A 24,004-nucleotide genomic window follows, 5' to 3' on the forward strand; every position below is an offset into this window, starting at 1 on the left:
CAAGACCGCCTCGAGGTGCGCGCGGAAGCAGCCGAACGACTCCCGCCGCCATGCACGTCGGCCACGACGGGATGACCGCCATGCGCCCAACTCCGCACACGTCTTGGGCCTGTCCGAGGCTCAGTTCGGCGAGGTGGCCACCACCTGGCAGCGCGCCGAACGATCGCGTGATCATGATGGTGGGCAGGGCCCATGGCGCCGCGTGACGCACGTACGACCGACGTGTCGGGAGCGGACCGAACTTTTGCGGCACGTGCCCACAACGACCTGACCACAATCTCACGGATTGGTGCCCATGCAGATCGCCGAGCTCAGGGAGAGGGTGGCAGCCGTGCTGCCGCAAATCCGGCGCGACCTGGAGGATCTCGTGCGTATCGAGTCGGTCAGCACCGACCCCGCCCGGGCCGCCGAGGTACGCCGTAGCGCGGAGGCGGTGGCCGAGTTGTTCCGCGCGGAGGGCTTCGCCGACACCCGTATCGTCAGCGCCCGGGGGGACGGCAGCGCACCCGCGGTCATCGCCCGCAAGCTCGCTCCCAAAGGCAGGCCCACCGTCCTGCTGTACGCCCACCATGACGTACAGCCCGAGAACGATCACGAGGAGTGGGACTCCCCGCCGTTCGAACCCACGGAGCGCGACGGGCGTCTTTACGGCCGCGGCGCCGCCGACGACAAGGCCGGCATCGCCGCTCACCTGGCCGCCGTCCGCGCGCTTGGCGAGGATCTCGGTGTCGGCGTGACTGTCTTCATCGAGGGCGAGGAGGAGGCCGGCAGCGAGAGCCTGCCTGATCTGCTCCGCAAGCACGCCGACATCCTGCGCTCCGACGTCATCGTGATCGCCGACAGCGCCAACTGGGACGTAGGCGCACCGGCCCTCACAACGAGTCTACGTGGCCTCGTGCGCGTGGACGTGACGGTGCGCACTCTCACCCACGGCGTGCACTCCGGCATGTGGGGCGGACCTGTGCCCGACGCCCTGATGGCGCTGGTCCGCCTGCTCGCCAGCTTGCACGACGAACGCGGTAACGTCGCCGTCGACGGTCTGCACGGCGGCCCAGCAGCTGACGTCGAGTACCCCATTGACCGGCTTCGGGCCGAATCCGGTATCGCGCCCGGGGTGGAGTTGATTGGCGACGGCTCCGTCGTAGAGCGGCTGTGGACCAAACCGTCGCTGTCCATCATCGGTCTGGACGCTCCCAAGGTCGAAGGCGCCAGCGCCACCCTGGTACCGAGCGCGTCGGCCAAGCTGTCTCTGCGGGTCGCCCCTGGGGACACCGCAGCCAACGCCCTGGATCGCCTGCGTGCCCATCTCCAGGCCCATGTTCCGTGGAGCGCCGAGCTGACCGTAACCACCCTCGACGCCATCGATCCCACCCGGATCGAGGCCACCGGACCCGCCTTCGACGCCGCGCGCCGAGCGTTCGCCGAGGCTTGGGATGGTACCGAGCCCATCGACATCGGGGTGGGCGGCTCCATCCCCTTCATCGCACAGTTCCTGCACAGCTTCCCCGAGGCGAGCGTGCTCGTGACCGGCGTCGAGGATCCTGACACCCGGGCCCATGGGGCGAACGAGGGCCTCCACCTCGCCGAGTTCGAACGGGTCTGCCTGGCCGAGACCCTGCTCTTGGTCAACCTCGCCGACCTTAGGAGCTGATCGGGTCCCGCTGTGCCACTCTCCCTCGAGGCCATCCTTGAGTGGCTCCAACGCCGTGCCGACCGACGTGTTGGTACTGCGACCGCCCCCGGCGTGACGGATGGCGTTGGGTCTGAGTTGGTGTGCTGATGTACCAGAAGTAGACCGGGATGTCGGTGGCGATGGTGAACATGCCGTGGGTGGCCATCTCCGCGCCCTGGTCCCAGGTCAGCGAGCGCACCAGGTGGCAGGGCAGCGTCTGGACGGTCGCTGTCAGGGCGTCGCGGACGTGCTCGGCGCTGCGGTCGTCGGGCGGGTGCAGGAGGATGACGTAGCGGGTGGCCCGTTCGACCACGACGCCGATGGCGGAGACACCATCCTTGCCAACGATCAGGTCGCCTTCCCAGTGGCCGGGCACGGCTCGAGCTTCCGCCTCGGCCGGCCGTTCGCTGATCCTCACCATGGGAGTGGAGAACCGCGGCTGGCGCCGCGGGGCCTGCGGGCATCGGCGCGGGACTGGGCCGCATGTGGCCGGTAGTGCCGCCGGCCCCGGGAGCCCACCCTTGTGACCTCCGGTTTTGCGGGCAACCCGCACAAGATCGGGCCCACCGTAAAGACCTGATGTCTGGGCCGGCTGACGCGTGTGTGGAACCTCGGGCGCCAGCGCTCCTCATACCGATGATCAAGGGTCGGAGGGTTGCGGGTGATTAGAAGGAAGTCTAATCTCGTGCCTCACGCACTCAGTGGAGTGATCTCCCGCGCTGTGGAGGTACACCCAGGATGACATCCTATTTTCAAGCATCGGTCCCGGCTTCCGCCGAGGCTGACGAGTCGGCAAAAGTCGACCTCACGATCCACGGTCGCCGACACCCCATACGAAACGTTGTGTCGGTGCTCCTGTGCCTGCTCGCCGTCTGGGCGGTGTACGCCATCGCGACTAATCCGAGGTTCCAGTGGGACGTGGTCGGGCAGTACATGTTCGATCACCGCATCCTTCATGGCCTCGGGATGACGCTGTTGCTGACGGTCGAGTCGTCGGCGATCGGGGTGGCTTTGGGCGTGATCATCGCTATCATGCGCCTGTCGCCGATCCCGGTTCTGTCGGTGCCCGCCTGGCTCTTCGCGGTGTTCTTCCGGGGTACGCCGCTCCTGGTCCAGATCATATTCTGGTATAACCTCGCCGCCCTTTATCCCAGTCTCTCGATTGGGATCCCCGGTCTCGCACCCTTCTTCCATGCCAACGCAAACCAGTTGATCAGTCCGCTCACAGCCGGCCTCCTCGCCTTGGGACTCAACGAAGGCGCCTACATGTCGGAAATCATCCGCGCCGGGATCATCGGAGTCGACAGGGGGCAGACCGAAGCCGGCAAGGCGTTGGGGATGCGGCCGCAACGCGTGCTGCGACGGATCGTGCTGCCCCAGGCCATGCGCATCATCATCCCACCGATGGGAAACGAGATCATCGGCCTACTCAAGGGCACGTCACTGGTGAGCGTCATCTCGGTTTCCGAACTGCTGTTCTCGGCCCAGATCATCTACTCGCAGAACCTGGAGACCATTCCGCTGCTGATCGTGGCGTCCATCTGGTACCTGGCAGCCACGACCGTCATGTCGGTAGGTCAGTACCACCTTGAGCGCCATTTTGGTCGCGGTACCGGGCACCCGGCCCCGGGCTTCCTGGAGGTATGGCGAAATGCGTTGACTCAAGCGCACGCGCGTATTCGCCCCACCGAGAGGGTCTCCTCATGAGCATGGAAGTACCCATGTCAGCCAGCCACGCCACCGATGATGACATGGTCGTCGCGCACCGCGTGCACAAGCAATTCGGCCACGTCGAGGTACTCAAAGACGTTTCGTTCACGGTACGGCGAGGCGAAGTCCTGTGCTTGATCGGGCCATCGGGATCGGGCAAGAGCACGTTGCTCAGATGCATCAACCACCTGGAGGCGCCAACCAGCGGCTGGATATCCATCAACGGTGAGTACATGGGATATCGGCGCCGGGGCCTGCATCTGCACGAGCAACGAACGGCCGACATCTGTCGCCTGCGGTCCAGGGTCGGGCTGGTGTTTCAGGCATTCAACCTGTTTCCGCACATGACAGCCCTTGCCAACATCATGGAAGCCCCCGTCGGAGTAAAAGGCGACCGCAAGCAGGACGCCGAACGACATGCCATGGAGCTGCTGGACCGCGTCGGCCTGGCCGAGAAGGCCAAGCGTCACCCCAAACAGCTGTCCGGCGGCGAGCAACAGCGCGTCGCCATCGCTCGCGCACTCGCGATGCGGCCCGACCTCATGCTCTTCGACGAGCCGACCTCCGCCCTGGATCCCGAGCTCGTCGGCGAGGTGCTCGACGTGATGCGCGACCTTGCCCGTGACGGCATGACCATGATGGTTGCCACGCATGAGATGGGATTCGCCGCCGACGTCGCCGACTCGGTCATGTTCATGGAACATGGATCGATCGTCGACGTGGGAACCCCCGACGAGATCTTGATCAACCCCCGCAACGAGCGCGCGCGACGGTTTGTCAACAACGTCAGTCGCGAGGTGGCGGAGGCCGAATCCGCGGTCCAGGCCAGGACCCCGCACAGGACGTGACGTTTCGGGGCCGCGCAGTCGCGCCGTCGCAATGAAAGGCAGGGCGACAAGCCCTTGCCATAAGTTTAGACATACATCTAATCTTGCCGCGCAACCGCGTTCTAAGCCGGTGACCGGCGCCTCAACGAACCATCCGTCGATACCACGAGGTGAACGATGAGACCAACCAAGGCCACCATCGCGCTCAAGGTCCTGGGGCTGGCAACCGTGCTGTGTGCCGGGACATTGGCGGGGTGCAGCTCAGGCAGTGGCGGTCCCGGAAACGGCACTCCCTCACCCTCATTCACCAACACCAGCTCTGGTCCCGCCAAACTCGTCCCAGCCTCCGTGCGCAAGAGCGGAAGCATCACGATCGTCACCAACGCCACCTACCCGCCGTATGGCCGCTTCGCACCCGACGGCACAACCATCGAGGGCCTCGACGTTGACACCGCCAACGCCATCGCGCCGCTGATCGCGTTGCCGGTCAAGGTGGTGAACGCCAGCTTCGACAACTTCATCCCTGGCCTCAAAGCGGGCCGCTACGACGCCGGTTTCAACGGGATCACCGACACCACCGACCGGCGAAAGACCGTCGACTTCATCAACTTCGAAAAGTTCGGCAACTACTTCCTCACCCCGACCGGCAGCAATCTGAAGATCACCTCGCTGCTGTCGGCCTGCGGGCTGAACGTAGGCGCCGAAAACGGCGACGAATCCATCAACCAATACAAGCAGATCGCACCGCAGTGCCGTGCGATCGGCAAGTCCGCGCCGAACGTGAAGGTGTACCCCTCGCAGGCTGCCGCGATCAGCGCGATGGTCAGCGAACGCGTTCAGGCAATCCTGACCGGCTCAAATGGACCAGAGCTCGTCCGGCAATCCAACGGCAAGTACAAGATCAACGGGCCCTACCTGCCGGACAGCGGCGACAAATTCAGCGTCGGCGGGCTCGCCATCGCGAAGGGATCACCCCTCGCACCGGCCCTGCTCGCCGCCATGAAGACGCTCTACACCAACGGAACTCTCGGGAAGATCTACGCCAAGTACGGGTTCAGCGCCGCCAATATCCTCATCAGCCCGACCCTGGACACCGGCAGCGGGTCGACACCTACCGCGGCGCGATCCTAGCGCCAACCGGCCCAGGCGCCCGGTCGCCCACCTCGCCATGGTGGGCGCGAAGCATCGCTCGGATGCGGGTGACGGGTGACCGCTGATTTTTGAGGCCGCAAAACCCCATCATCAGGTTGATTATCGAGAAGCGAGATGACGTGACGACCGACACATTCCATCTGGACTCTATGGCTTGCCCCCGCTGCGGCCACCAGCCCGATATTCGCGACCCGGCAAACTATCTCGGCTGCCCAAAGTGCCATGCCCAGCTGGGCATTCCGGTCAACTACGTTGTGCAATCGAAGCAGCCCAGCATCGCTGAACTGCGGTCATCTCGTGAGCGACCCGCAGGTCTTGGCATATGGCGGTGGGCGCCGCAACTGCCGGTGGGCGCCGCACAGGCGGTCTCTCTCAACGAGGGGAACACCCCGCTGATCAGCCTGCCGACGTTTGGCAGCCGGTTCGGCGCGACCAGGCTGCACATCAAGAACGAGTCGGCAAACCCCACATGGTCCCACAAGGACCGGCTGTGTGCCGCGGCGGTAACGGCCGCCAAGGCACTGGGCGCGCGAGCCGTGGTCGCGGCTTCGACCGGCAACCACGGCGCCTCTCTTGCCGCTTACGCCGCACGTGCGGGAATGCCGTGCGTGATCTCAACTTTGAACTCCGTTCCCCAAACCATGCGCGTGCTGATGGAGTCATACGGCGCGGAGGTACGGACGGTCGAGCACAGCGACGAGCGATTCGAAGCCATCGCCGCAGGTGTTCGCAATGAGGGATGGTACCCCTGCTCCAATTCCTCATCGCCACCCGTCGGCAGCTCTCCCTACGGCGTGGACGCCTACAAGACCATCGCCTACGAGCTGTGGGCACAAACAGATGGCAAACAGATCGACGCGGTGGTTATTCCCACCGGCTACGGCGATTGTCTCCGTGGTATCGCCCGAGGATTCGATGATCTCTACCGCGCCGGCGCGATAGAAAAGATTCCCCGCCTGATCGCCGCCGAGATATTCGGCAAGGTCGGACGCTCGATAAACACAGATCCCATTCATCTGGGCCCGTGGCCGACCGCGGAATCCGCGGCCTTTTCGATCGGCGGTGGTTTCACCACTTACCAAGCCGTCGACACGATAAAATCACACGGTGGCGATGCGGTTGTTGTTCCGGAGAGCTCGATCCTGGCCACACAGCTCGAGCTCGCCCGATCCGAGGGCATTTACGCGGAAGCGAGCTCGGCCGTAGCAGTCGCCGCAGCTGCGGCCGCCTACCGGGATTCGATTGTCGAGAAGGACGACTTGGTCGTCATCATATCTACATCGAGCGGACTGAAGGACCCCGCTGCAACCGCTGCCGCCATAGCAGCGATGAAGCGCGGAAACTAACGACTTGGGGAGCAATAGGGAGCGGGCTCCCTGTTGCTCCCCAAGTCGTTAGGGCTGTCCCGTGATTCCCGGTGGTCACCGTGTGGCGGCTCCGCATCGCGCCCACCGGGGATTGCGGAACAGCCATTGGCATCGGGATTCGATCGAGGAGAACTGTGACAGCATCGACAACGGCGCCTTCGACTCTTGTGACAACCGATAAGGTTATTACGTCTTTCGATCCCCCGCGCATCATGGCCGGCGCCGCGATCGGCGTCAGAGACGGATTGATCGACTGGGTTGGGCCCAACGACGCAGCACCCGCCGATCGGTACGAGCAGACCGTGCGACTCCCTGGAACCGCACTCCCGGGGCTCGTCGATGCGCATGTGCACCTGTCGTTCGACCCCGACGTCGCGGACCCGATTTCTGATGCGCTTGATTCGGATCGCGCTCGCGTGACCCAGACGATAGAGAGCAACGGTCGTCGCTTCCTGGAGCGCGGGGTGACAACCGTTCGCGATCTCGGCTCCATGCGTGGTGTGGTTCTTGAGGCAGGGAGGGGACTTGGCAAGGGAACATGGCCGGGGCCACGGATAGTGGCTGCCGATCAGCCGATCACACGACCACAAGGACACGCGTGGCGCATAGGCATACAGAGCGACTCGGCGACATCTGCCCGAGCGGCGGTGCGTGATCTCTTTGATCGTGGCGCCGGTGCAGTGAAGATCATGGTCACCGGTGGGCGGATGACAGTAGGAACCGATCCGCTGACCGTCGAATTCCCTTCCCACCTTATTGCGGCAGTCGTCGACGCCGCGCACGATGTGGGTCTGAATGTCGCGGCACACTGCCTGTCCGTCGCCGGGATCCGCGCAGCTCTGTCAGCCCAGGTTGATTCCATCGAACATGGCACGTTTATCAGCCCAAATGGTCTTGGTTGCGACGAGGAAACGGTTGAGCGTCTCGCTCAGGAGATCGCACAGAGCGGAACCTATCTCTGCCCTACGATAAATGCCGACTACCCCGGTCGGCACCCGATCCCGTTCGAGCAACGTCTACGCTGGGTCAGCGTTCTCCATCGCGTTGGAGTCAAAGTAATAGTGGGCAACGACACAGGAATTCCGGGGCTCCCTCCAGACCTGTACCCAGGTGCTCTCCGTGCGCTCGAATCAGCTGGAATGAGCTCCGCTCAAGTACTGCATTCGGCCACCGCCCTTGCATCCCAGGCCCTTGGTCTCGGCCGAGATTCCGGCACCCTGGCGCCGGGATTGGCAGCGGATCTCATCGTCGTCGAAGGTGATCCGCTGGCAGATCTACGCGCACTCTCCGCTCCCGCGCTCGTCATGGTGGGGGGCCGAACCGTCGCAGGCTCGCGGACCTGAGCGGGAGCCGTCGCTCTTGCGGGCCGCGGTCTCGTCCGCGGCAGCCTCGGCCAAGTCGGTCACGACCACAGTGGCGCCGTCGGATCACCGGATCCGCCGACCTGGTGGCCGCCACCCACGGGTGACCACATGCCTGACCGCGCGGTCCCGTGTGCGCAGCGCCGCCGCTGCCGCGACGCGCGCTGCGCACACCCTGCTCATGCCCGGACCACCGGCTCCTGCCCGAACGTGGCGTGCAAGCGCCGCGTGTGATCCACGTGGCGCTCGGCTCCGGTCAACGTGACCCTGACCGTCAGGCGCCGATCCGCGCTGGAGGCGGCCAACCGCACCTCCAGCTCGCCCGGTTCGACGACGCGCCGGCCGTCACGTCCGGTGAAGGAAGCGAGGTCGGCCGGGAGCGTGACACGGACCCGGCGGGCCTCGTCCGGCGCCAGTTCGACGCGGGTGTAGCCGACGAGGCGCTGCACCGGCTGGACGACGGAGGCAACCGGGTCATGCAGATACAACTGGACGACCTCGGTTCCGGACCGCCCGCCCGAGTTGCGGACGGTGAAGGCGAGGGTGAACTCGCCGTCCGTCGACGCCTCCTGGACATCCACGGTCAGGTCCGCCCAGTCGAACCGCGTATAGGACAGGCCGTGGCCGAAGGCGAACGCGGGGGTCGGGTCGATGTTGGACACCTCGCTGGCGTGTGCGAGCCGCGCCCCGAGGTACGTGGCCGGCTGGGAGCCCGACCCGTGCGGCACGCTGACCGGGAGACGTCCGGAGGGATTGACGCGGCCGCTGAGCACCCCGGCGATCGCGCGCGTGCCCTCCTCCCCCGGGAAGAAGGACTGCACGATCGCGGCGGACTCCTCCACGGCGCGGCCGAGGGCGTACGGCCGTCCCGCGAGCAGCACGGTGACCACGGGTGTCTCCAGGTCGAGCAGGGCGTCGAGCAGGTGCTGCTGCGCACCGGGCAGCACCAGCGCCTCGGCGTCGCATCCCTCGCCGCTGGTGCCCCGCCCGAAGAGCCCGGCGCGGTCGCCGAGCACCACCAGGGCGACATCGGCCTCGCGTGCCACCTGGGCGGCCTCACGGATGCCGGAGAGATCTCCGTCGTCGATTCCGGTGCCGCGGGCGACCGTGATCTCGGCGTCGGGGAACTCCGCGGCGAGAGTGTCGCGCAGCGTGGGCAGCTCGATGCCGAGTGGGGTCCCGGGGTGGCGGACACCGATGTGCTGAGGGAAGGAGTAGCAGCCCAGTACGGCGGTGGGCTCGTCGGCGTTGGGACCGAGCAGGGCGATGCGGCGCGGCCTCGCGAGCGGCAGGACACCGTCATTGCTCAGCAGCACGACCGCTTCCTCGGCGACCGTGCGGGCCAGCGCGCGGTTCTCCGGACCGTCCAGGTCGATCCGGCCGCGCAGGGCGGCCGGGTCGTCCAGGTCGGCCCCGTCGAGCGCGGCCGGTAGGGGGTTCCAGTCCGGGTCGAGCAGGCCGAGCATCGCCTTCTGCGTGAGTACCCGGCGCAGGGCGCGATCGACCAACGCCTCCGGTATGCGGCCGTCGGCGACGGCCTCGGTGAGGGGCTCGCCGTACGTCTTGACGTTGGGCAGTTCGACGTCGATGCCCGCGCGCAGCGCCGTGCCGGCGGCGCCGACCCAGTCGGCTGCGATGCCGTGCAGGGTCGTCAGGAAGGCGATGGCGAAGTAGTCGGCGACGACAGTACCGTCGAAGCCCCATGTGTCCCGCAGTAGCCCGGTGAGCAGATCCTCGTCGGCCGCGGAGGGCATGCCGTCGGTGTCGGTGTAGGCGTTCATCACCGACCGGGCACCGCCTTCACGGATCGCCATCTCGAAGGGAGGCAGCAGAACGTCGGCGCGTTCACGCGGGCCCACGGAGGAGGGGGCGAGGTTACGACCGGCGCGGGAGGCCGAGTAGCCGACGAAGTGCTTGAGGGTGGCGACGATCCCGGCGGACTCGAGGCCCCGCACGTATGCCGTCCCGATGGTGCCGACGAGGTACGGGTCCTCGCCGATGGTCTCCTCGACCCGGCCCCAGCGGGCGTCGCGCACAACGTCCAGGACGGGCGCGAGTCCCTGGTGGACGCCGACGGCACGCATGTCGCGGCCGATGGCAGCGCCCATGCGCCGCACCGTGTCCGGGTCGAAGGTGGCGCCCCAGGACAGCGGAACGGGGTAGGCCGTCGCCCCCCAGGCGGCGAAGCCGGCCAGACACTCGTCATGCGCGAGAGCGGGGATGCCGAACCGGTTCGTGGCGGCGATACGGGTCTGGGTGCGGGCCAGGGAGAGCGCACCCAGGGCGGGGTCGACGGGGACCGTGCCGAAGGGCCGGGTCAGCTGGCCCAGTCCGGTGGGCAGCAGGGCGTCGAGATCGACGGCCTCCTCCATGTCGTGCTGATGAGGGGCCACTTCACCGCCCTGCTCGGAGGCGCCCACCCACACTCCGTACAGCTGGGCGGTCTTCTCCTGAAGGGTCATCGCGTCGATCAGGGCGTCGACTCTCGCGGTGACGGAAACGGTGGGGTCGTTCCAGAGGGACTTTTCGGGGGTGTTCTCTACGGCCACGTTCGCGTTCACTTTCCTCCCACGCCCATCAGACCCTTGACCAGGGCGCGACGGACGAACAGGTAGACGAGCAGTGCTCGAGGCGGGGCAGATCGCGTCCAGGCGCCGGCATCGGCCCGGATCCGCTTCGCCCGCCCATCAGGGGGGCGAGGCTGCCGCTGCTTCCAGGGTTGACGCAGATCGTCCTGCCCGAGCTGGTGGATGAGGTGCCGGCCGAAGTCGGGACGTACGAGCAGCGTCGGCGCCGACACCGATCAACGGCTGAATCCGGCGGTCAGACCGCTCAGCAGCTGGCGGCGGCCGAACGCGTAAAGGATCAGTACGGGCAGTGTGGTGAGGACGACGGCGGCGAGAACGGCGGGGACATTGACCCCGTACTGGCCCTGGAACGTCCACAGCGCGAGCGGCAGGGTCCGGCGGTCAGGGCTCTGCGTGAGGACCAGCGGCAGCAGGAATCCGTTCCAGATGGTCAGTGCGTTGAAGATGGTCACGGTGAGGATGGCCGGTCGGGTGAGCGGCGCCGCCAGCCGCCATAGTGTCGTCCATTCGGTGGCGCCGTCGACCCGCATCGAGTCGAACAGTTCGTTGGGCACGTCGCGGATGAAGTTGGCGAGCACCAGCACGGACAGCGGGATGGCGAAGGCGATCGACGGGAGGATCAGCGCCAGCAGATTGTCGTACAGATGCAGTCTGATGATGATCAGGTAGACCGGGATCACCGTCGCCTGAAGCGGGATGGCCAGACCCGTGAGGAACAGCCCGTTCATCGCGCGCAGGACCCGCATGCGCCAACCACGTACGATCGCGTAGGCGGCCATGAAGGAGAACACGACCGCCGGCACCACGGCGCCCGCGGTGACCACGACGCTGTTCACGAAGTAGCGCAGGAAGTCGGACTCGATGACCAACCGGTAGTTCTCCAGCGTGGGGTCACCCGAAGGCACCAGCGGGTTGCTCGCGTAGTAGTGGCTCTGGGCCTTGAGGCTGGTGATGAGGGTCCAGTACAGGGGTACGGCGACGACGACGAGCCAGAGCCATCCGGCCAGGCCGCCGACCCAGTTGCGTCGGCGGGCCGCCTGACGGGAGGGGCGTCGCCGCTCCCGGTGGATGGCCTTCCGCGGTCGTCGCGACTCGGTCAGCGTGGTGGACATGTCAGACCCCCTCGAGTTGGCTCGCACCGGCGTCCCGGCCCCCGAGCCGGCGCAGAAGCAGGGCGAGGGTCAGACCCACCAGGACGAGGATGACCGCGATGGCGCTGGCCGGTCCCATCAGGCTGGCTTGGAATCCCCGCTTGTACATGTCCAGTGCGAGGACCCGGGTGGCGTCTCCGGGGCCGCCCTCGGTCAGGACGAAGATGAGGTCGAAGAAGGTCAGCGACCCGACCACCATCAGCGTGGACGAGGTGATGATGGTGTATTTCAGCTGAGGCAGCGTGATGCTGAAGAACTGCCGGATCCGACCTGCCCCGTCCAACTGCGCTGCTTCGTAAAGGGACTTCGGAATCTGCTGGACACCGCCCTGGTAGATCAGTGAGTGGAACGGGACGAACTGCCAGGAGACGATGAAGATGACGACCCCGAACGCGAGGCCGGGCCGCCCCAGCCAGTCCTGGCTGAGCGTCTGGATCTTCAGCCCGGCGCCGAGCCCGAAGTTGGGGTCCAGCAGGGCCTTGTACGCGATCGCGATCGCCGCGGAGCTGAGCATCAGCGGGATGAAGTACACCACGCCCAGCACCGCACGGTAGCGCTGGCGGCCGGCCATGAACGTGCCGAGCAGAATGCTCAGCGGGGTCTGAACGGCCCAGGACACGGCCATCACCAGGAACGTCACCCAGAGGGCGTGCGGCAGCCCGGGGTCGGTGAGCACCGCACGCCAGCTGGTCAGCCCCGACGGGTGGATGGCGCCGATCCCGTCCCATGTGGTGAAGCTCAGCGCGAAGACACCGACGAGCGGAAGCACGGCGAAGCCGACGAAGACCACCAGCGCCGGCGTGGCCAGCCATGGCAGGATGCTGCGCGGTGCGCGACGCGGCGGATGGCCGGTGTGCGAGCTCATTTGCCGGTGACCGCGTTGAGGTTGCGAGCGAACCGCTGCGGCGAGATGGACAGCTGGAACAACTTGACGATGTTGTCCAGCAGGGTCTCGGCGGCCGTCGGACTGAGCGCTTGGTCCCAGGACTGGCCGAACACCTTGGCCTTGCTCGCGACGTCATAGGTGAATTGCAGGAAATCGGCGCTCTTGGAGGCGGCCAGCAGCTTCTCCGTGCCCAGCCGGATCGGAACCGACCCGTTGTCGATCCACTGCTTCACCTCGTCGTCCTGGAGGACGCCTGTGGCGAAGAAGTCCTTGGCGATCTTCTTCTGCTCGGCGCTGGCCTTCGAGGAGATGGACAGGTACTGGGCGGGGTTGCCGACGGTGTCGCTCGGATCGCCCTTGCCGCCTTCAACCGGCGGGAAGGTCATATAGCCCAGCGCGCCGCTGGAGACGAAGTCCCCGCCCTCGGCCTGCTGGATGCCGTACGACCAGGAGCCGTGCAGCATCATCGCGGCCTTGCCGGTGTACAGCAGCGCCTGGTCGGCGTTGGAGTCCGCCGTGATCGAGGAGAAGCCCTTGATGAACCCATGCGCTTTGACCAGATCCTGCACCTTGGTCAGCGCGCTGATGGCGTCCGGATGGGACCAGGCGTTCTTCTCACCCTCGATGATGGCCTGGAACACCTCCGGACCGCCGATGCGGTCGAACAGGAACTCCAGCCACATCATGTTCGTCCACCGGGACTGGCCGCCGAGGGAGAACGGTGCTATGCCCTTCGCATTGAACTTGGGCACCAGCGCCATGATGTCGTCCCAGGACTGCGGTGGTTCCACGCCGACCTGGTCGAAGACCTTCTTGTTGTAGTAGAGGATGATCGGCTGCACGCTCTCGCACGGCATCGCGTAGATCGCACCGTCGACGGTTGCCGCGCCGAACGAGGACGGGAACAACCGCTTCTTGACCTCGGAGTGCTCGTCGAACCACGAGGTGAGGTCCTCGACCTGGCCCGCCTCCACATAGGTGCGCAGCGTCCCGCCTCCCCAGCCCCAGATGAGGGTGGGCGCCTGCCCGGCACCGATGGCGGTCTTGATCTTCGTCTTGTACGCGTCGTTCTGGAAGGTGGTGTCTTTGATCTGCTCCTTGGGGTGGGCCTTGTTGAACGCGTCCACCGCACCGGCTCTGACGCCTTCCTGCGGCTGACCGCTCAGGTACCAGTACGTGGCCCCGCCACCGCTCTTGCCGGGACCGGACGAGCCGCAGGCCGACAGCGCAGCGGAAACCGGCACGCCGGCGGCCAGGCCGAGGAGGGTACGCCGAGAGAGAGGGATCGCCATGTTTTTCTCCGCACTCGAGAGCCATCGGCTTCTCGTGAGCCATAGTGAAAACTTTTCGGAAAATCCGTCTTCGAGTTCCGTTCGTGCAAATTAGGTTTCGGGCTGATGCCCTGTCAAGACGTGTGCAGGCACGCTGCCGGACAGGAGACAGCCGCGTAGTATCGGGCGGGAACGGACCTTGAGAAACCTCGGCAGGGACCGAAAGTTTTTCGAAACAGGCTGATTGAGGGTGAGGGACGATGTGATGGCCGCGGCTGACACACTGTCGGCGCAGGTCATGCCGCGGCGGCGGGGCCCGGTGCCGCCGACGCCGGACCGGATCGATGCCCTCCCTGCCGGGATGATGGGGATGGGCGAGGTCACACAGTTCGGCAGCCGCCGGGTCGGCACCAGGTTCCCCGCCGTCCGGGCGGTCGGGCCCGGACGGTCCGGCCGCCCGGCGGCTCACCGCACCGGTGGACGTACAGCTGGGAGGAACCGATGCGACCGAACGCCAGGCGCACCACTTTGGCGGACATCGCCCAAGCGGCTGGGGTCTCCGTCGCGACCGTGTCCAAAGTGGTCAACGGCCGCGGCGACGTGGCGCCGCGGACCCGCGCCCGGGTACAGGAACTGCTGCATCAGCACCGCTACCTCGCGCCCGTGTTCCGCCGCACCGAGGCCATCGAAAGCCCCACCATCGAGGTGCAGTTCCAGGGCGGCCTCAAGTCGTACGTGGCCGAGGCCCTGGAAGGCATCGTCGACTCCGCAGCCGAATCGGGGGCCTCGGTGGTGGTCAGCAAGGCGTCCCGCGCCCCGCACTGGGCGCGGGACCTGGTCTCGGCCGGGCGCCACGCCGTCATCGCGGTCACCAGCGTGTACACCGCAGCGCATCTGAACGAACTGGCCCGGGCCGGGCTGCCACTGGTCGTGCTGGACCCACTGCACCTGCCGGACAGCCGGGTCAACAGCGTCGGGGCGACCAACTTCGCCGGCGGCCTGGCCGCGACCCAGCACCTGCTCTTCCTGGGCCACCGCCGCGTCGCCTATCTCGGCGGGCCGACCATGGCCGTATGCAACCAGGCACGCATGCACGGCTACCGCGCCGCCATGGAGGCGGAAGGAGCGCAGGTACCCGACGCCTACGTCCAGCCCGGAGAATTCACGTACGAGACCGGGTTGCTCGGCGCCGCGGCGCTCCTGGCCCTACCTGAGCCACCGACGGCGATCTTCGCCGGCAACGACGAGATCGCCCTCGGTGTCATCGAGACCGCCCGCGCCCGAGGTCTGCGCATCCCCGAAGACCTGAGCGTGGTCGGCTTCGACGACACAAACCTCGCCCAGATGACCTCACCGCCACTGACCACCGTGCGCCAGCCGCTACGGGAGATGGGCGGTGCCGCCCTGCGCACCGCCCTCCGACTGGCCAACGGCGAAAAGGTCGAGTCCCACCACATCGAACTCGCCACCGAACTCGTGGTGCGCGCCTCCACGGCGCCGCCCCGCGAAGAGACGTCGGCGCGGAGGTAATCGCAGGCGTAGCAACGGTGCTGCTGGCGACGCTCACCGCATTCGCCACTGCGTGTTCCGGTTCAGGACCAGGCAGGAGCGCGAAGGTTGGGAGCGCTTCCAATTTTGAGACTGTAGAGCCTTGTTCCCGCTGTGTGAAGGGCGAGTTGTACAGCGACCCTTGACAGCTTGACCAGCCCGCAACACGATACGGGCCACGCCTCATGTGCTCTCAGCGTATTGGGAGCGCTTCCAGTGGGAGCGCTCCCAATACTCACTGCCGACCTTCGGCCCCGTCATCCCTGCCGGAGAGTCGCCGGCACACGAGGGCCTCGTACCACCGCACTTCCTCAGCGCGTCGCTCGCTCGTGACCGAGAGCGTGCGACACACCCCTGCCAGGAAACCGAGGTACCGTCATGCGCCACAGACTCCGTGCCCTGCTGGCCGCGCTCTTCGCGCTGCCGCTGGCGCTCGCCATCGCGCCGTCCGCCCACGCGGCCGACCCGACCACCATGACCAACGGGTTCTACGTGGACCCCGACTCCAGCGCGAAGAGGTGGGTCGCCGCCAACCCCGGCGACGGCCGGGCGTCCGCGATCAACGCCTCCATCGCCAATACCCCGATGGCCCGCTGGTTCGGCTCCTGGAGCGGCACCATCGGCACCGCCACCGGCGCGTACGCGGGCGCTGCGGACCAGGGGGACAAACTGCCCATCCTCGTGGCCTACAACATATACAACCGCGACTACTGCGGCGGGCACTCCGCGGGCGGGGCCGCTTCGCCGTCCGCCTACGCGACCTGGATCGCCCAGTTCGCGGGCGGGATCACCAACCGTCCGGCTGTCGTCATCCTCGAACCGGACTCCCTCGGGGACTACGGTTGCATGACCCAGGCCCAGATCGACGAACGCGAGGGCATGCTCACCGATGCCCTCGCCCAGTTCAGCCGCCAGGCCCCCAACACCTGGGTCTACCTCGACGCCGGCAACCCGGGCTGGGCGGACCCGGCGACCATGGCCCAGCGCCTCCACGAAGCCGGTCTCCGACAGGCCCACGGCTTCTCCCTCAACGTCTCCAACTACTTCACCACGAACGAGAACACCGCCTACGGCAACGCCGTCAACAGCGAACTCAGCGCCCGCTACGGCTACACCAAGCCGTTCGTCGTGGACACGAGCCGCAACCGCAACGGCTCCAACAGCCAGTGGTGCAACCCCTCGGGCCGCCGCATCGGCACCCCCACCCAGCTGGGCGGAGGCGCCGAGATGCTTTTGTGGATCAAGACCCCGGGCGAGTCCGATGGCAACTGCGGCGTCGGAGCCGGCTCCTCGGCCGGACAGTTCCTCCCCGAGGCCGCCTACAAGATGATCTACGGCTACTGATCCAGGACTCCCGTGGCCTGGTTCACCCCGCCCCGTGACCGGGCCACGGGCACCGGCGGAAGGCAAACTCGTCCGCCCCCGGAACTCGCGGGACACTGTCCGGTGCCGCCGGTGCCTTCAGACGCGCAAGGCTGCCCCACAGGCGGGGAGTCGCCTTCGGACAAGGCAGACATTCGCTGAACGTTGCCCGGCGACCACCCGGCTTTCTCGGCCCGGCCCAGCCTCGCGGGACATTCCAGTGTCGCCCGCGAATCCTGCGAGAGGTATTGACGCCGTTCACCGGTCCCCTACCATCCAGGTTGCCCGATACTTCGACCCTTGTTCGATATCGCGAACACATCGCCGTTGCTCCACAGGGGCCGACCCGGTGGCCACGGAACGCTACGAACCGCACGCACCACATCGACAGTCCGGGCAGCCTCCGACGGGGCCGACCGGAACCGCTTACTCAAGAATCAAGAGGTTCTCATGCGCGGAGGAAGTTTCAACCGCAAACGTCTGTCTGTGATGCTCGGCGCCTCGGTCGCCACCCTGGCCTCGTTGGCGGCGACGCTCGTCGCCAACCCGGCTCAGGCGGCCACCAGCGCGTGTTCTCTTCCGTCGACGTACCGGTGGACATCGACGGGTGTGTTGGCGCAGCCGGCGAACGGGTGGGTCTCGCTGAAGGACTTCACCAACGTGGTGTACAACGGCAAGCATCTGGTCTACGCGTCGAACGTGTCGGGATCGTCCTACGGCTCGATGAGGTTCAGTCCCTTCACGAACTGGTCGGACATGGCGTCGACCGGCCAGACCGGGATGGGCCAGGCCGCGGTGGCACCCACGCTGTTCTACTTCGCACCCAAGAACATCTGGGTGTTGGCGTACCAGTGGGGTGCGTGGCCGTTCATCTACCGCACGTCGAGCGACCCGACCAACCCCAACGGCTGGTCCTCGCCGCAGCCGCTGTTCACCGGCAGCATCTCCGGCTCCGGCACCGGCCCGATCGACCAGACCCTGATCGGTGACGGCCAGAACATGTACCTGTTCTTCGCCGGTGACAACGGCAAGATCTACCGAGCGAACATGCCGATCGGGAACTTCCCGGGCAGCTTCGGCTCGTCGTACACGACAGTCCTGAGCGACTCGACGAACAACCTGTTCGAGGGGGTCCAGGTCTACAAGGTTCAGGACCAGAACCAGTACCTCATGATCGTTGAGGCGATCGGTGCGAATGGGCGCTACTTCCGCTCGTTCACGGCCTCCAGCCTGAGCGGTTCGTGGACCCCGCAGGCCACCAGCGAGAGCAACCCCTTCGCGGGCAAGGCCAACAGCGGCGCCACCTGGACCAACGACATCAGCCACGGTGACCTGGTCCGCAACAACCCCGACCAGACCATGACCATCGACCCCTGCAACCTACAGTTCCTCTACCAGGGCAAGTCCCCCTCCGCCGGCGGCCCCTACGACCAACTGCCCTGGCGGCCGGGCGTCCTCACCCTCCAGCGCTGATCTCGCGCTTTCCCCGGCTGGTCCGCCCGAGGCTTCATCACCAACCCGAGAAGTGCTTCCGACCTGCGACGACAGAGCTTGTCGAAAGTCCTGTTGATGGCGAGGAAAGAAGCACTTCTCAGGTGACCGAGCATCTCGGGCGCCTGGCCGCCGCCGAACGCACCCGAGGCAGCTCGGCTTACGGGTATCCGGTATTTGTACCTGGTGTCGGCGGTGGAGGGAGAGACTGTGGGTGAGGCCCGCGCTCTGACCGCCCGCGGCGCTGCGCGGCGTACCGCGCTTCTGGATGCCGCCATCGCCGTCTTGGCCGCGGGTGGCTCGGGCAGCCTGACACACCGGACCGTGGCGGCGACAGCCAAGGCGGCTCACGGAGGGCGCACCGTCGCGGACCGGATCCGCTTCACTCTGGAGGTGACCGACGCCGTGGTCGAGCAGATCCACCAACTCCTGCGCGACATGCGCGCGCGGATGGCGGGAACGCCCTTCGTGCTGGCGGGCGGAATGACTCGGGAAAGCGCCAGCGAGCTGATCGGCAGCAACGTGATCGACCTGGCGGCCCATCGCCTCCTCGGCCGGCGCCCCCGCCATGCCTCCTTCACCGACAACCCCGAACAGCATTACCGGGCGTGGAAGGCCGGCCGGAGGTGTCTGTCGAGCCGGTCCTCCTGGCACGAACCGGCGGTGGACGGCGGACACCCGGCCTGACCGCCGGGGCTCATCTGCCGAGCGTCTGGTATCGCTCCGCCAGTCGCGCCCCGCCCTCCTCCGTCAGGGAACCGTGCAGCCGCAGCCGCGAGATGCCCCCGTCGGGGTAGATGTCGATGCGGGCGTGTGTGGCGATGGCCGCCGTGCCGAGGACGAAGCGGTGGTTCGTATCGGGCTGGAGACGGGTGCGCGGCAGGACTTCGGCCCATTCCCCGTTCTCGCCGTTGCGTACCGACACCGAAGCCCACCCCGCGGCGTTCCCCTTCAGATACGCCGTGTCGATCTCGATCGCACGGATCTCGGACTGGGCGGCCAGCCGATAGCGGATCCAGTCGTGCCCCCGGTCCCGGCGGCGGCGGGTCTCCCAGCACTCGTGCATCACCCGCGCCCGGCCCGGCTGAATGGAGTTCGTGGCGGGCGAGTAGAAGAGGTTCGACGCGTCCTCCGCCTGGCCACCGTTCTCCAGGGCCACGACGTCGAAGGTGCCGAGCGCGGCGAGCCACGCGGGGTCCGGGACGACCTCACCGTAGACCCTGACGCGCGCGATGCCGCCGTCGGGGTGCTGGTTCACACGCAGGTGCGTGAAGCGCTGCTCGACGGACACGGCGAAGCCGTTGGCCGCGTGGCCGCCGACCGGAGTGCGGGGGACGAGCGTGGTCCACTTCACGTCGTCCGCAAGGAGTTCCTCCGGGGACGGGGTGCCGGGGAAGGACACGCCCTCGACCGACACGGCCTGGGGGTAGTTGCCGCGGAAGTGGGCCGTGTCGACCACGACGCCCCGCACGACGCCCGGGGCGCCGAGCCGGACCAGCGCCCAGTCGTGGTCCTCGGCCGTCGGCCACGGGTGGTCCGCCGAGGCGCCGCGGCGCCTGCGCGTCTCCCAGCCATCCATGATCTTGCCCTTGTGCCCGAAGTGCTCGGGGTCGAACTCGGGACGCTCGGGCACGAGGAGGTTCTCGCGCTGGGCGAAGAACTCGTCGTTGGCGGCGATGACTCCGGCACCCAGTTGACGGTCGGCGAGGTTGATGTGGTGGGTGAAGGGGAAGTCGGCGGTGCGGTAGTCCGCGTAGGGATCACCGCCTCCGTAGGGGTTCGCGTCGCCGGTGAAAGTCGGTATCGCCGTCACTGTGATCAGGTCTGCCTTTCGGTGTGGACCGCCGGGGGTGCGGAATGGGCATCAGGAGGGCCGGGTGAGGAGTTGGCCCTTCGGTTCGGTGAACTCGCCGTCCGCGAGGACGCGTTCGCCACGCAGCCAGGTGGATCTGACCACGCCGTACAGGGTCCTGCCGGCGTACGCCGTGACGCGGTTGCGGTGCTGGAGGGCCGCGGGGGTGACGGTGAATGTCTCGTCGGGGGCGAGCACGGCGAAGTCGGCGTCCCGGCCCGCCGCTATGGCACCCTTGCGTGCGTCCAGGCCCACCAGCCGTGCCGTAGCTGTCGACATCCAGCGGACCACGTCCTGGAGATCGTGGCCCCGCTTCCGCGCCTCGGTCCATACCGCCGACAGGCTGAGCTGGAGACCGGAGATACCGCCCCAGGCGGTGGCGAAGTCGTCGGTCTTGAGGTCGGCCGTGGACGGGGAGTGGTCGGTGACCACACAGTCGATCGTGCCGTCGGCCAGCGCCTGCCAGAGCACATCCTGGTTGGCGGCCTCGCGGATGGGCGGGCAGCACTTGAACTCGCTGGCGCCGTCCGGGACTTCCTCGGCCGTCAGGGTCAGATAGTGCGGACAGGTCTCCACCGTGATGGCCACGCCCTCCCGTCTGGCCCCGGCGATCAGCGGCAGCGCGTCGCTCGACGACAGGTGGAGCACGTGCACCCGGGCGCCATGCCGCCTCGCCTGTTCGATCAGGGTCGTGATGGCCGTGACTTCGGCGCCACGGGGGCGCGAGGCGAGGAAGTCGGCGTACTTCGGGCCGCCCTGCTGCGGAGCGGAGGCCAGATGGTGCGGGTCCTCGGCATGGACGATCAGCAGTCCGCCGAGGCGGGCGATCTCCGTCATCGACCGGTCCAGTTGCTCCCTGTCGAGTGCCGGGAACTCGTCCACGCCCGACGGCGACAGGAACGCCTTGAAGCCGAAGACGCCCGCGTCGTGCAGCGGCCGCAGGTCCTTGACGTTGTCAGGGAGCGCGCCGCCCCAGAAGCCCACGTCGACATGTGCCCTGGCTGCGGCGACCTCCCGCTTCGTACGGAGGTGGTCGACGGTCGTGGTCGGCGGGAGGGAGTTGAGGGGCATGTCGACGAGGGTGGTGATGCCGCCGGCCGCCGCTGCGCGCGTCGCGGTCCAAAAGCCCTCCCACTCGGTGCGTCCGGGGTCGTTGACGTGCACATGGGTGTCGACCAGTCCGGGCAGCAGGACATCGTCGCCGACGTCCTCCAGCCGGGCTCCGGGCGGCACCTCGGCGTCGTGCGGGAGCACGTCCACGATCCGGCCGTCGGCCACGGTGACGGACGCGGGGCGCGTGCCCTCGGGGGTGATGACGCGCGTTGAGCGCAGTACGAGCTGTACGTCGGGCAATGGACCCTCCTCTTGTGCTGGTTCTCTGTTCACGGCCGCCCTTCACCCGCCGGAGGCCAGTTGACCATGCGCTTGGGCCGCGGCGGTGCGTATGTGCGCACCTTCGAGGTGGACAGCCCGAGCCGGACGAGGGACTCGGCAATCGTCACGGCGGCACTCACTCCGTCGACGACGGGGACCCCGGTGCGTTCGGCAACGCGCTCCGTGAGGCCGGACATGCCTCCGCAGCCCAGGCAGATCACCTCCGCCCGGTCCTCCTCCACCGCGCGGGCGGCCTGTTCGACGATCGCGTCTACGGCAGCCTTCTCGTCCCGTTCCAGGTCGAGTACGGCGAGTCCGCTGGCGCGCACGGAGGCGCACCGGGCGCTCAGGCCGGCGACGTGGAGACGCTCCTCGATGAGCGGAACCGTGCGGTCGAGGCTGGTGACGACGGAGTAGGAGCGGCCGAGGAATTGGGCGGTGCTCGCGGCGGCCTCGGTGATGTCGACGACGGGCACGTCGAGCAGCTCCTGCAAGCCCTCCCGTCCGTGCTCGCCGTATCCGGCCTGGATCACGGCGTCGAACGGCTCGGTGTAGGCGCGGACTGCCTCCATCACGGCGACGGCGGCGAGGTAGCTCTCGTAGTTGCCCTCCACGGATTCCGCTCCGAAGGAGGGGGTCAGCGGGACGATCTCGGTACCGGGCGACGCCGCACCGGCCGCCTGCTCACCGATCGAGTCGGTGATGGACTGCGTGGTGTTCACGTTCACGACGAGGATGCGCATGGATCGGCTTTCTGGACGGATTCCGGTGGGCTCTGCTGACCGGTTCACTCGGCGGCGACCGCGATGGCCTCGCCGTCCACGTCCCGGATCAGGACGTTGCGGTCCGCGATGACGGCGTACAGCCCGGCGCCGAGGATGGCGCCGATGAACCAGGAGAAACCGGCCACAGCGTGGAAGGCCGGCACCAGGGCGATGACGACGGCGATCGCCGCGGAGGGCACAAAGGCCCAGACGGCCCGCGGATTGTAGCCACGGCGGTAGTGGTATTCGCCCTGCGCGTCCTCGGTATAGAGGTCGGGCACGTTCACCCGGGCCCTGCGCAGCAGCCAGTAGTCCGCCATGATCACACCGAAGAGCGGCCCGAGCAGGGCACCGAGCCCACCGAGGAAGTACTCCACCGCGATCGGGCTGTTGTAGAGGTTCCACGGCAGGATCACCAGTCCGATGACCGCGCTCACCAGGCCGGCCCGGCGGAAGTTCAGCCGCTGCGGGAAGAGGTTGACCAGTGCGTAGATCGGCGCCACGAAGTTCGCCAGCAGGTTCACCGCGATCGTCAGTGCGATGAGGGCGAGCGACGCCGCGGCCAGCAGGATCATGTTCGGGATGGTCCTGACGATGTCGGTGGGGCTGGTGATGATCTGGCCGTCGAGCTTGAACTGCGCGCCGCTGAGGACGACCACGATGACGGCGAAGAAGAGCATGTTCACCGGGATGCCGACGACGTTGCCGCGGACGATGGAACCGCGGCTCCTGGCCGACCGGGTGAAGTCGCAGAAATTCAGTACGAAGGTCCCGTAGATCACGACCCACAGCGCGGCGCCCTGGAGGACGTGCAGCCACATCGCGCCGCCGGTGAGCGGGTGGCCGTTGGACAGGGAGATCGATCCTCCCGCCCGGAAGAACATCCAGGCGGCCAGCGCGGACATGGCGATGAGGGTCGTGGGCGCGGCGAAGGCCATGTAACGCCGAATCATCTGCATGCCGTAACTCACGATGAGGACCTGAAGGAGCCAAAGGATCATGAAGGTGATCCAGCCGAGCGGCGTCTGACCGAGCACGGAGTGCGCCTCCAGGGCCCGCAGACCGGGGAACATCGCCAGCAACAGGGCATCCAGGACGGAGGAGGCGAGGTAGGTCTGGATGCCGAACCAGGCGATGGCGACGGCGCCGCGAATACCGGCCGGTATCTTCGCGCCTTTGACACCGAACGCGATGCGGCTCATGACAGGAAAGGGGACGCCCGTCTTGTGCCCCATGAACCCCGACAGGGTGAGCAGCAGGAAGAGCAGCAGGGACGCGAGCACGAAGGCCGCCAGAATGCCCCAGACGTTCAGGCCGAGCGCGAAGAGACCGATCGCGAACGCGTAGTTTCCGAGGCTGTGCACATCATTGGCCCAGAGCGTGAAGACGTTGTAGGCGCCCCAGCGGCGCCCTTCCTTCTTGGTCGGGGCGAGATCGTACGTGTAGAGACCGGAACTGGCGGTGCCATTGGTTTCCACGGACGATCGGTCATCCACAACAGGAGGCATACGGGGCTCCCGGGGCAGGGGGAAAGACGCAGTGGGTAGTTTCTGCATACCGGAAGAACACTTTCGGCATGCAGAACGTAGTTTTCACCGAGAGCACCGTCAAGAGTCCAGGCGAAATTA

17 protein-coding genes and 2 pseudogenes are annotated in these 24,004 nt (G+C 67.1%); 10 read left to right on the top strand and 9 right to left on the bottom strand.

The window, feature by feature from the left end; translation table 11 throughout:
- Nucleotides 1-295 precede the first annotated feature (295 nt).
- Nucleotides 296-1,651, top strand: a complete 1,356-nt coding sequence (locus tag AB0E24_RS04330; protein WP_251771222.1) for a dipeptidase — start codon at nucleotides 296-298, stop codon at nucleotides 1,649-1,651.
- Nucleotides 1,652-1,736: 85 nt separating this feature from the next.
- On the opposite strand, the pseudogene AB0E24_RS04335 reads toward AB0E24_RS04330, so the two are convergent.
- Nucleotides 1,737-2,117: pseudogene (locus AB0E24_RS04335) on the bottom strand (IS30 family transposase); the annotation flags it as partial.
- A 293-nt stretch (nucleotides 2,118-2,410) separates the two neighbouring features.
- Between AB0E24_RS04335 and AB0E24_RS04340 the strand changes: the two are divergent.
- The 5 genes from AB0E24_RS04340 to AB0E24_RS04360 all read left to right on the top strand — a co-directional run bounded on the left by AB0E24_RS04340 (nucleotide 2,411) and on the right by AB0E24_RS04360 (nucleotide 8,071).
- The gene (locus tag AB0E24_RS04340) at nucleotides 2,411-3,379 is read left to right on the top strand and encodes an amino acid ABC transporter permease (RefSeq protein WP_069869597.1); all 969 of its coding nucleotides are present in this window, start codon (nucleotides 2,411-2,413) and stop codon (nucleotides 3,377-3,379) included.
- A gap of 44 nt (nucleotides 3,380-3,423) precedes the next feature.
- A complete protein-coding gene (locus AB0E24_RS04345) occupies nucleotides 3,424-4,230 on the top strand; it encodes an amino acid ABC transporter ATP-binding protein (RefSeq protein WP_359375247.1) in 807 nt (268 codons plus the stop codon).
- Between the two features lie 156 nt (nucleotides 4,231-4,386).
- Nucleotides 4,387-5,340 carry an ABC transporter substrate-binding protein gene (locus AB0E24_RS04350; protein WP_174885151.1) on the top strand — a complete coding sequence of 318 codons (954 nt, stop codon included), beginning with the start codon at nucleotides 4,387-4,389 and terminating at the stop codon, nucleotides 5,338-5,340.
- 116 nt (nucleotides 5,341-5,456) lie between these two features.
- Complete coding sequence (locus tag AB0E24_RS04355; protein WP_141765341.1) at nucleotides 5,457-6,707, top strand: pyridoxal-phosphate dependent enzyme; 1,251 nt, start codon at nucleotides 5,457-5,459, stop codon at nucleotides 6,705-6,707.
- Between the two features lie 155 nt (nucleotides 6,708-6,862).
- Complete coding sequence (locus tag AB0E24_RS04360) at nucleotides 6,863-8,071, top strand: metal-dependent hydrolase family protein (RefSeq protein ID WP_359374840.1); 1,209 nt, start codon at nucleotides 6,863-6,865, stop codon at nucleotides 8,069-8,071.
- A 197-nt stretch (nucleotides 8,072-8,268) separates the two neighbouring features.
- Here AB0E24_RS04360 and AB0E24_RS04365 read toward each other — a convergent pair whose 3' ends face one another.
- The 4 genes from AB0E24_RS04365 to AB0E24_RS04380 form a co-directional block, all read right to left on the bottom strand.
- On the bottom strand, nucleotides 8,269-10,650 hold the full coding sequence (locus AB0E24_RS04365) for a beta-xylosidase/alpha-l-arabinosidase (protein ID WP_359374841.1): 2,382 nt from the start codon (nucleotides 10,648-10,650) through the stop codon (nucleotides 8,269-8,271).
- A 242-nt stretch (nucleotides 10,651-10,892) separates the two neighbouring features.
- Nucleotides 10,893-11,789, bottom strand: a complete 897-nt coding sequence (locus tag AB0E24_RS04370; protein WP_069869592.1) for a carbohydrate ABC transporter permease — start codon at nucleotides 11,787-11,789, stop codon at nucleotides 10,893-10,895.
- A gap of 1 nt (nucleotide 11,790) precedes the next feature.
- The gene (locus tag AB0E24_RS04375) at nucleotides 11,791-12,693 is read right to left on the bottom strand and encodes a carbohydrate ABC transporter permease (RefSeq protein WP_069869591.1); all 903 of its coding nucleotides are present in this window, start codon (nucleotides 12,691-12,693) and stop codon (nucleotides 11,791-11,793) included.
- Nucleotides 12,690-14,000 carry an extracellular solute-binding protein gene (locus tag AB0E24_RS04380; RefSeq protein ID WP_359375249.1) on the bottom strand — a complete coding sequence of 437 codons (1,311 nt, stop codon included), beginning with the start codon at nucleotides 13,998-14,000 and terminating at the stop codon, nucleotides 12,690-12,692. The genes AB0E24_RS04375 and AB0E24_RS04380 overlap by 4 nt, the downstream gene beginning before the upstream one ends.
- 486 nt (nucleotides 14,001-14,486) lie before the next feature.
- Between AB0E24_RS04380 and AB0E24_RS04385 the strand changes: the two genes are divergently transcribed.
- The 4 genes and pseudogenes from AB0E24_RS04385 (at nucleotide 14,487) to AB0E24_RS04400 (ending at nucleotide 19,073) form a co-directional block, all read left to right on the top strand.
- Nucleotides 14,487-15,515: a LacI family DNA-binding transcriptional regulator gene (locus tag AB0E24_RS04385; protein ID WP_359374844.1), complete on the top strand. Its 1,029-nt coding sequence runs from the start codon at nucleotides 14,487-14,489 to the stop codon at nucleotides 15,513-15,515.
- A 396-nt stretch (nucleotides 15,516-15,911) separates the two neighbouring features.
- Nucleotides 15,912-16,877, top strand: a complete 966-nt coding sequence (locus tag AB0E24_RS04390; RefSeq protein ID WP_359374846.1) for a glycoside hydrolase family 6 protein — start codon at nucleotides 15,912-15,914, stop codon at nucleotides 16,875-16,877.
- A 588-nt stretch (nucleotides 16,878-17,465) separates the two neighbouring features.
- Nucleotides 17,466-18,368, top strand: a pseudogene (locus AB0E24_RS04395) (non-reducing end alpha-L-arabinofuranosidase family hydrolase); the annotation flags it as partial.
- A 228-nt stretch (nucleotides 18,369-18,596) separates the two neighbouring features.
- Complete coding sequence (locus tag AB0E24_RS04400; RefSeq protein ID WP_359374848.1) at nucleotides 18,597-19,073, top strand: TetR/AcrR family transcriptional regulator; 477 nt, start codon at nucleotides 18,597-18,599, stop codon at nucleotides 19,071-19,073.
- A gap of 10 nt (nucleotides 19,074-19,083) precedes the next feature.
- Here the strand turns inward: AB0E24_RS04400 and alc are convergent, their stop codons facing one another.
- From alc to AB0E24_RS04420, 4 genes are read right to left on the bottom strand one after another with little or no spacing between them, the layout of a single operon-like run.
- Nucleotides 19,084-20,199, bottom strand: coding sequence for an allantoicase (alc, locus tag AB0E24_RS04405; RefSeq protein ID WP_359374850.1), 1,116 nt, complete (start codon nucleotides 20,197-20,199; stop codon nucleotides 19,084-19,086).
- Nucleotides 20,200-20,250: 51 nt separating this feature from the next.
- On the bottom strand, nucleotides 20,251-21,591 hold the full coding sequence (gene allB / locus AB0E24_RS04410) for an allantoinase AllB (protein ID WP_359374852.1): 1,341 nt from the start codon (nucleotides 21,589-21,591) through the stop codon (nucleotides 20,251-20,253).
- A 29-nt stretch (nucleotides 21,592-21,620) separates the two neighbouring features.
- A complete protein-coding gene (locus AB0E24_RS04415; RefSeq protein WP_359374854.1) occupies nucleotides 21,621-22,355 on the bottom strand; it encodes an aspartate/glutamate racemase family protein in 735 nt (244 codons plus the stop codon).
- A gap of 44 nt (nucleotides 22,356-22,399) precedes the next feature.
- Nucleotides 22,400-23,884 (bottom strand): NCS1 family nucleobase:cation symporter-1, encoded by a 1,485-nt coding sequence (locus AB0E24_RS04420; RefSeq protein ID WP_359374855.1) that lies wholly within the window; start codon nucleotides 23,882-23,884, stop codon nucleotides 22,400-22,402.
- Between the last annotated feature and the right edge of the window lie 120 nt (nucleotides 23,885-24,004).

The sequence above is a fragment of the Streptomyces malaysiensis subsp. malaysiensis genome (genome assembly GCF_040653035.1).
Classification (GTDB): domain Bacteria; phylum Actinomycetota; class Actinomycetes; order Streptomycetales; family Streptomycetaceae; genus Streptomyces; species Streptomyces malaysiensis.

Bases quoted from the DNA above. Each gene is read 5' to 3' on its own strand.
- AB0E24_RS04350 (WP_174885151.1), top strand. From the start codon at position 4,387: ATGAGACCAACCAAGGCCACCATCGCGCTCAAGGTCCTGGGGCTGGCA.
- AB0E24_RS04385 (WP_359374844.1), top strand. From the start codon at position 14,487: ATGCGACCGAACGCCAGGCGCACCACTTTGGCGGACATCGCCCAAGCG.
- AB0E24_RS04330 (WP_251771222.1), top strand. From the start codon at position 296: ATGCAGATCGCCGAGCTCAGGGAGAGGGTGGCAGCCGTGCTGCCGCAA.
- AB0E24_RS04340 (WP_069869597.1), top strand. From the start codon at position 2,411: ATGACATCCTATTTTCAAGCATCGGTCCCGGCTTCCGCCGAGGCTGAC.
- AB0E24_RS04420 (WP_359374855.1), bottom strand. From the start codon at position 23,884: ATGCCTCCTGTTGTGGATGACCGATCGTCCGTGGAAACCAATGGCACC.
- AB0E24_RS04390 (WP_359374846.1), top strand. From the start codon at position 15,912: ATGCGCCACAGACTCCGTGCCCTGCTGGCCGCGCTCTTCGCGCTGCCG.
- AB0E24_RS04345 (WP_359375247.1), top strand. From the start codon at position 3,424: ATGGTCGTCGCGCACCGCGTGCACAAGCAATTCGGCCACGTCGAGGTA.
- AB0E24_RS04375 (WP_069869591.1), bottom strand. From the start codon at position 12,693: ATGAGCTCGCACACCGGCCATCCGCCGCGTCGCGCACCGCGCAGCATC.
- AB0E24_RS04370 (WP_069869592.1), bottom strand. From the start codon at position 11,789: ATGTCCACCACGCTGACCGAGTCGCGACGACCGCGGAAGGCCATCCAC.
- AB0E24_RS04415 (WP_359374854.1), bottom strand. From the start codon at position 22,355: ATGCGCATCCTCGTCGTGAACGTGAACACCACGCAGTCCATCACCGAC.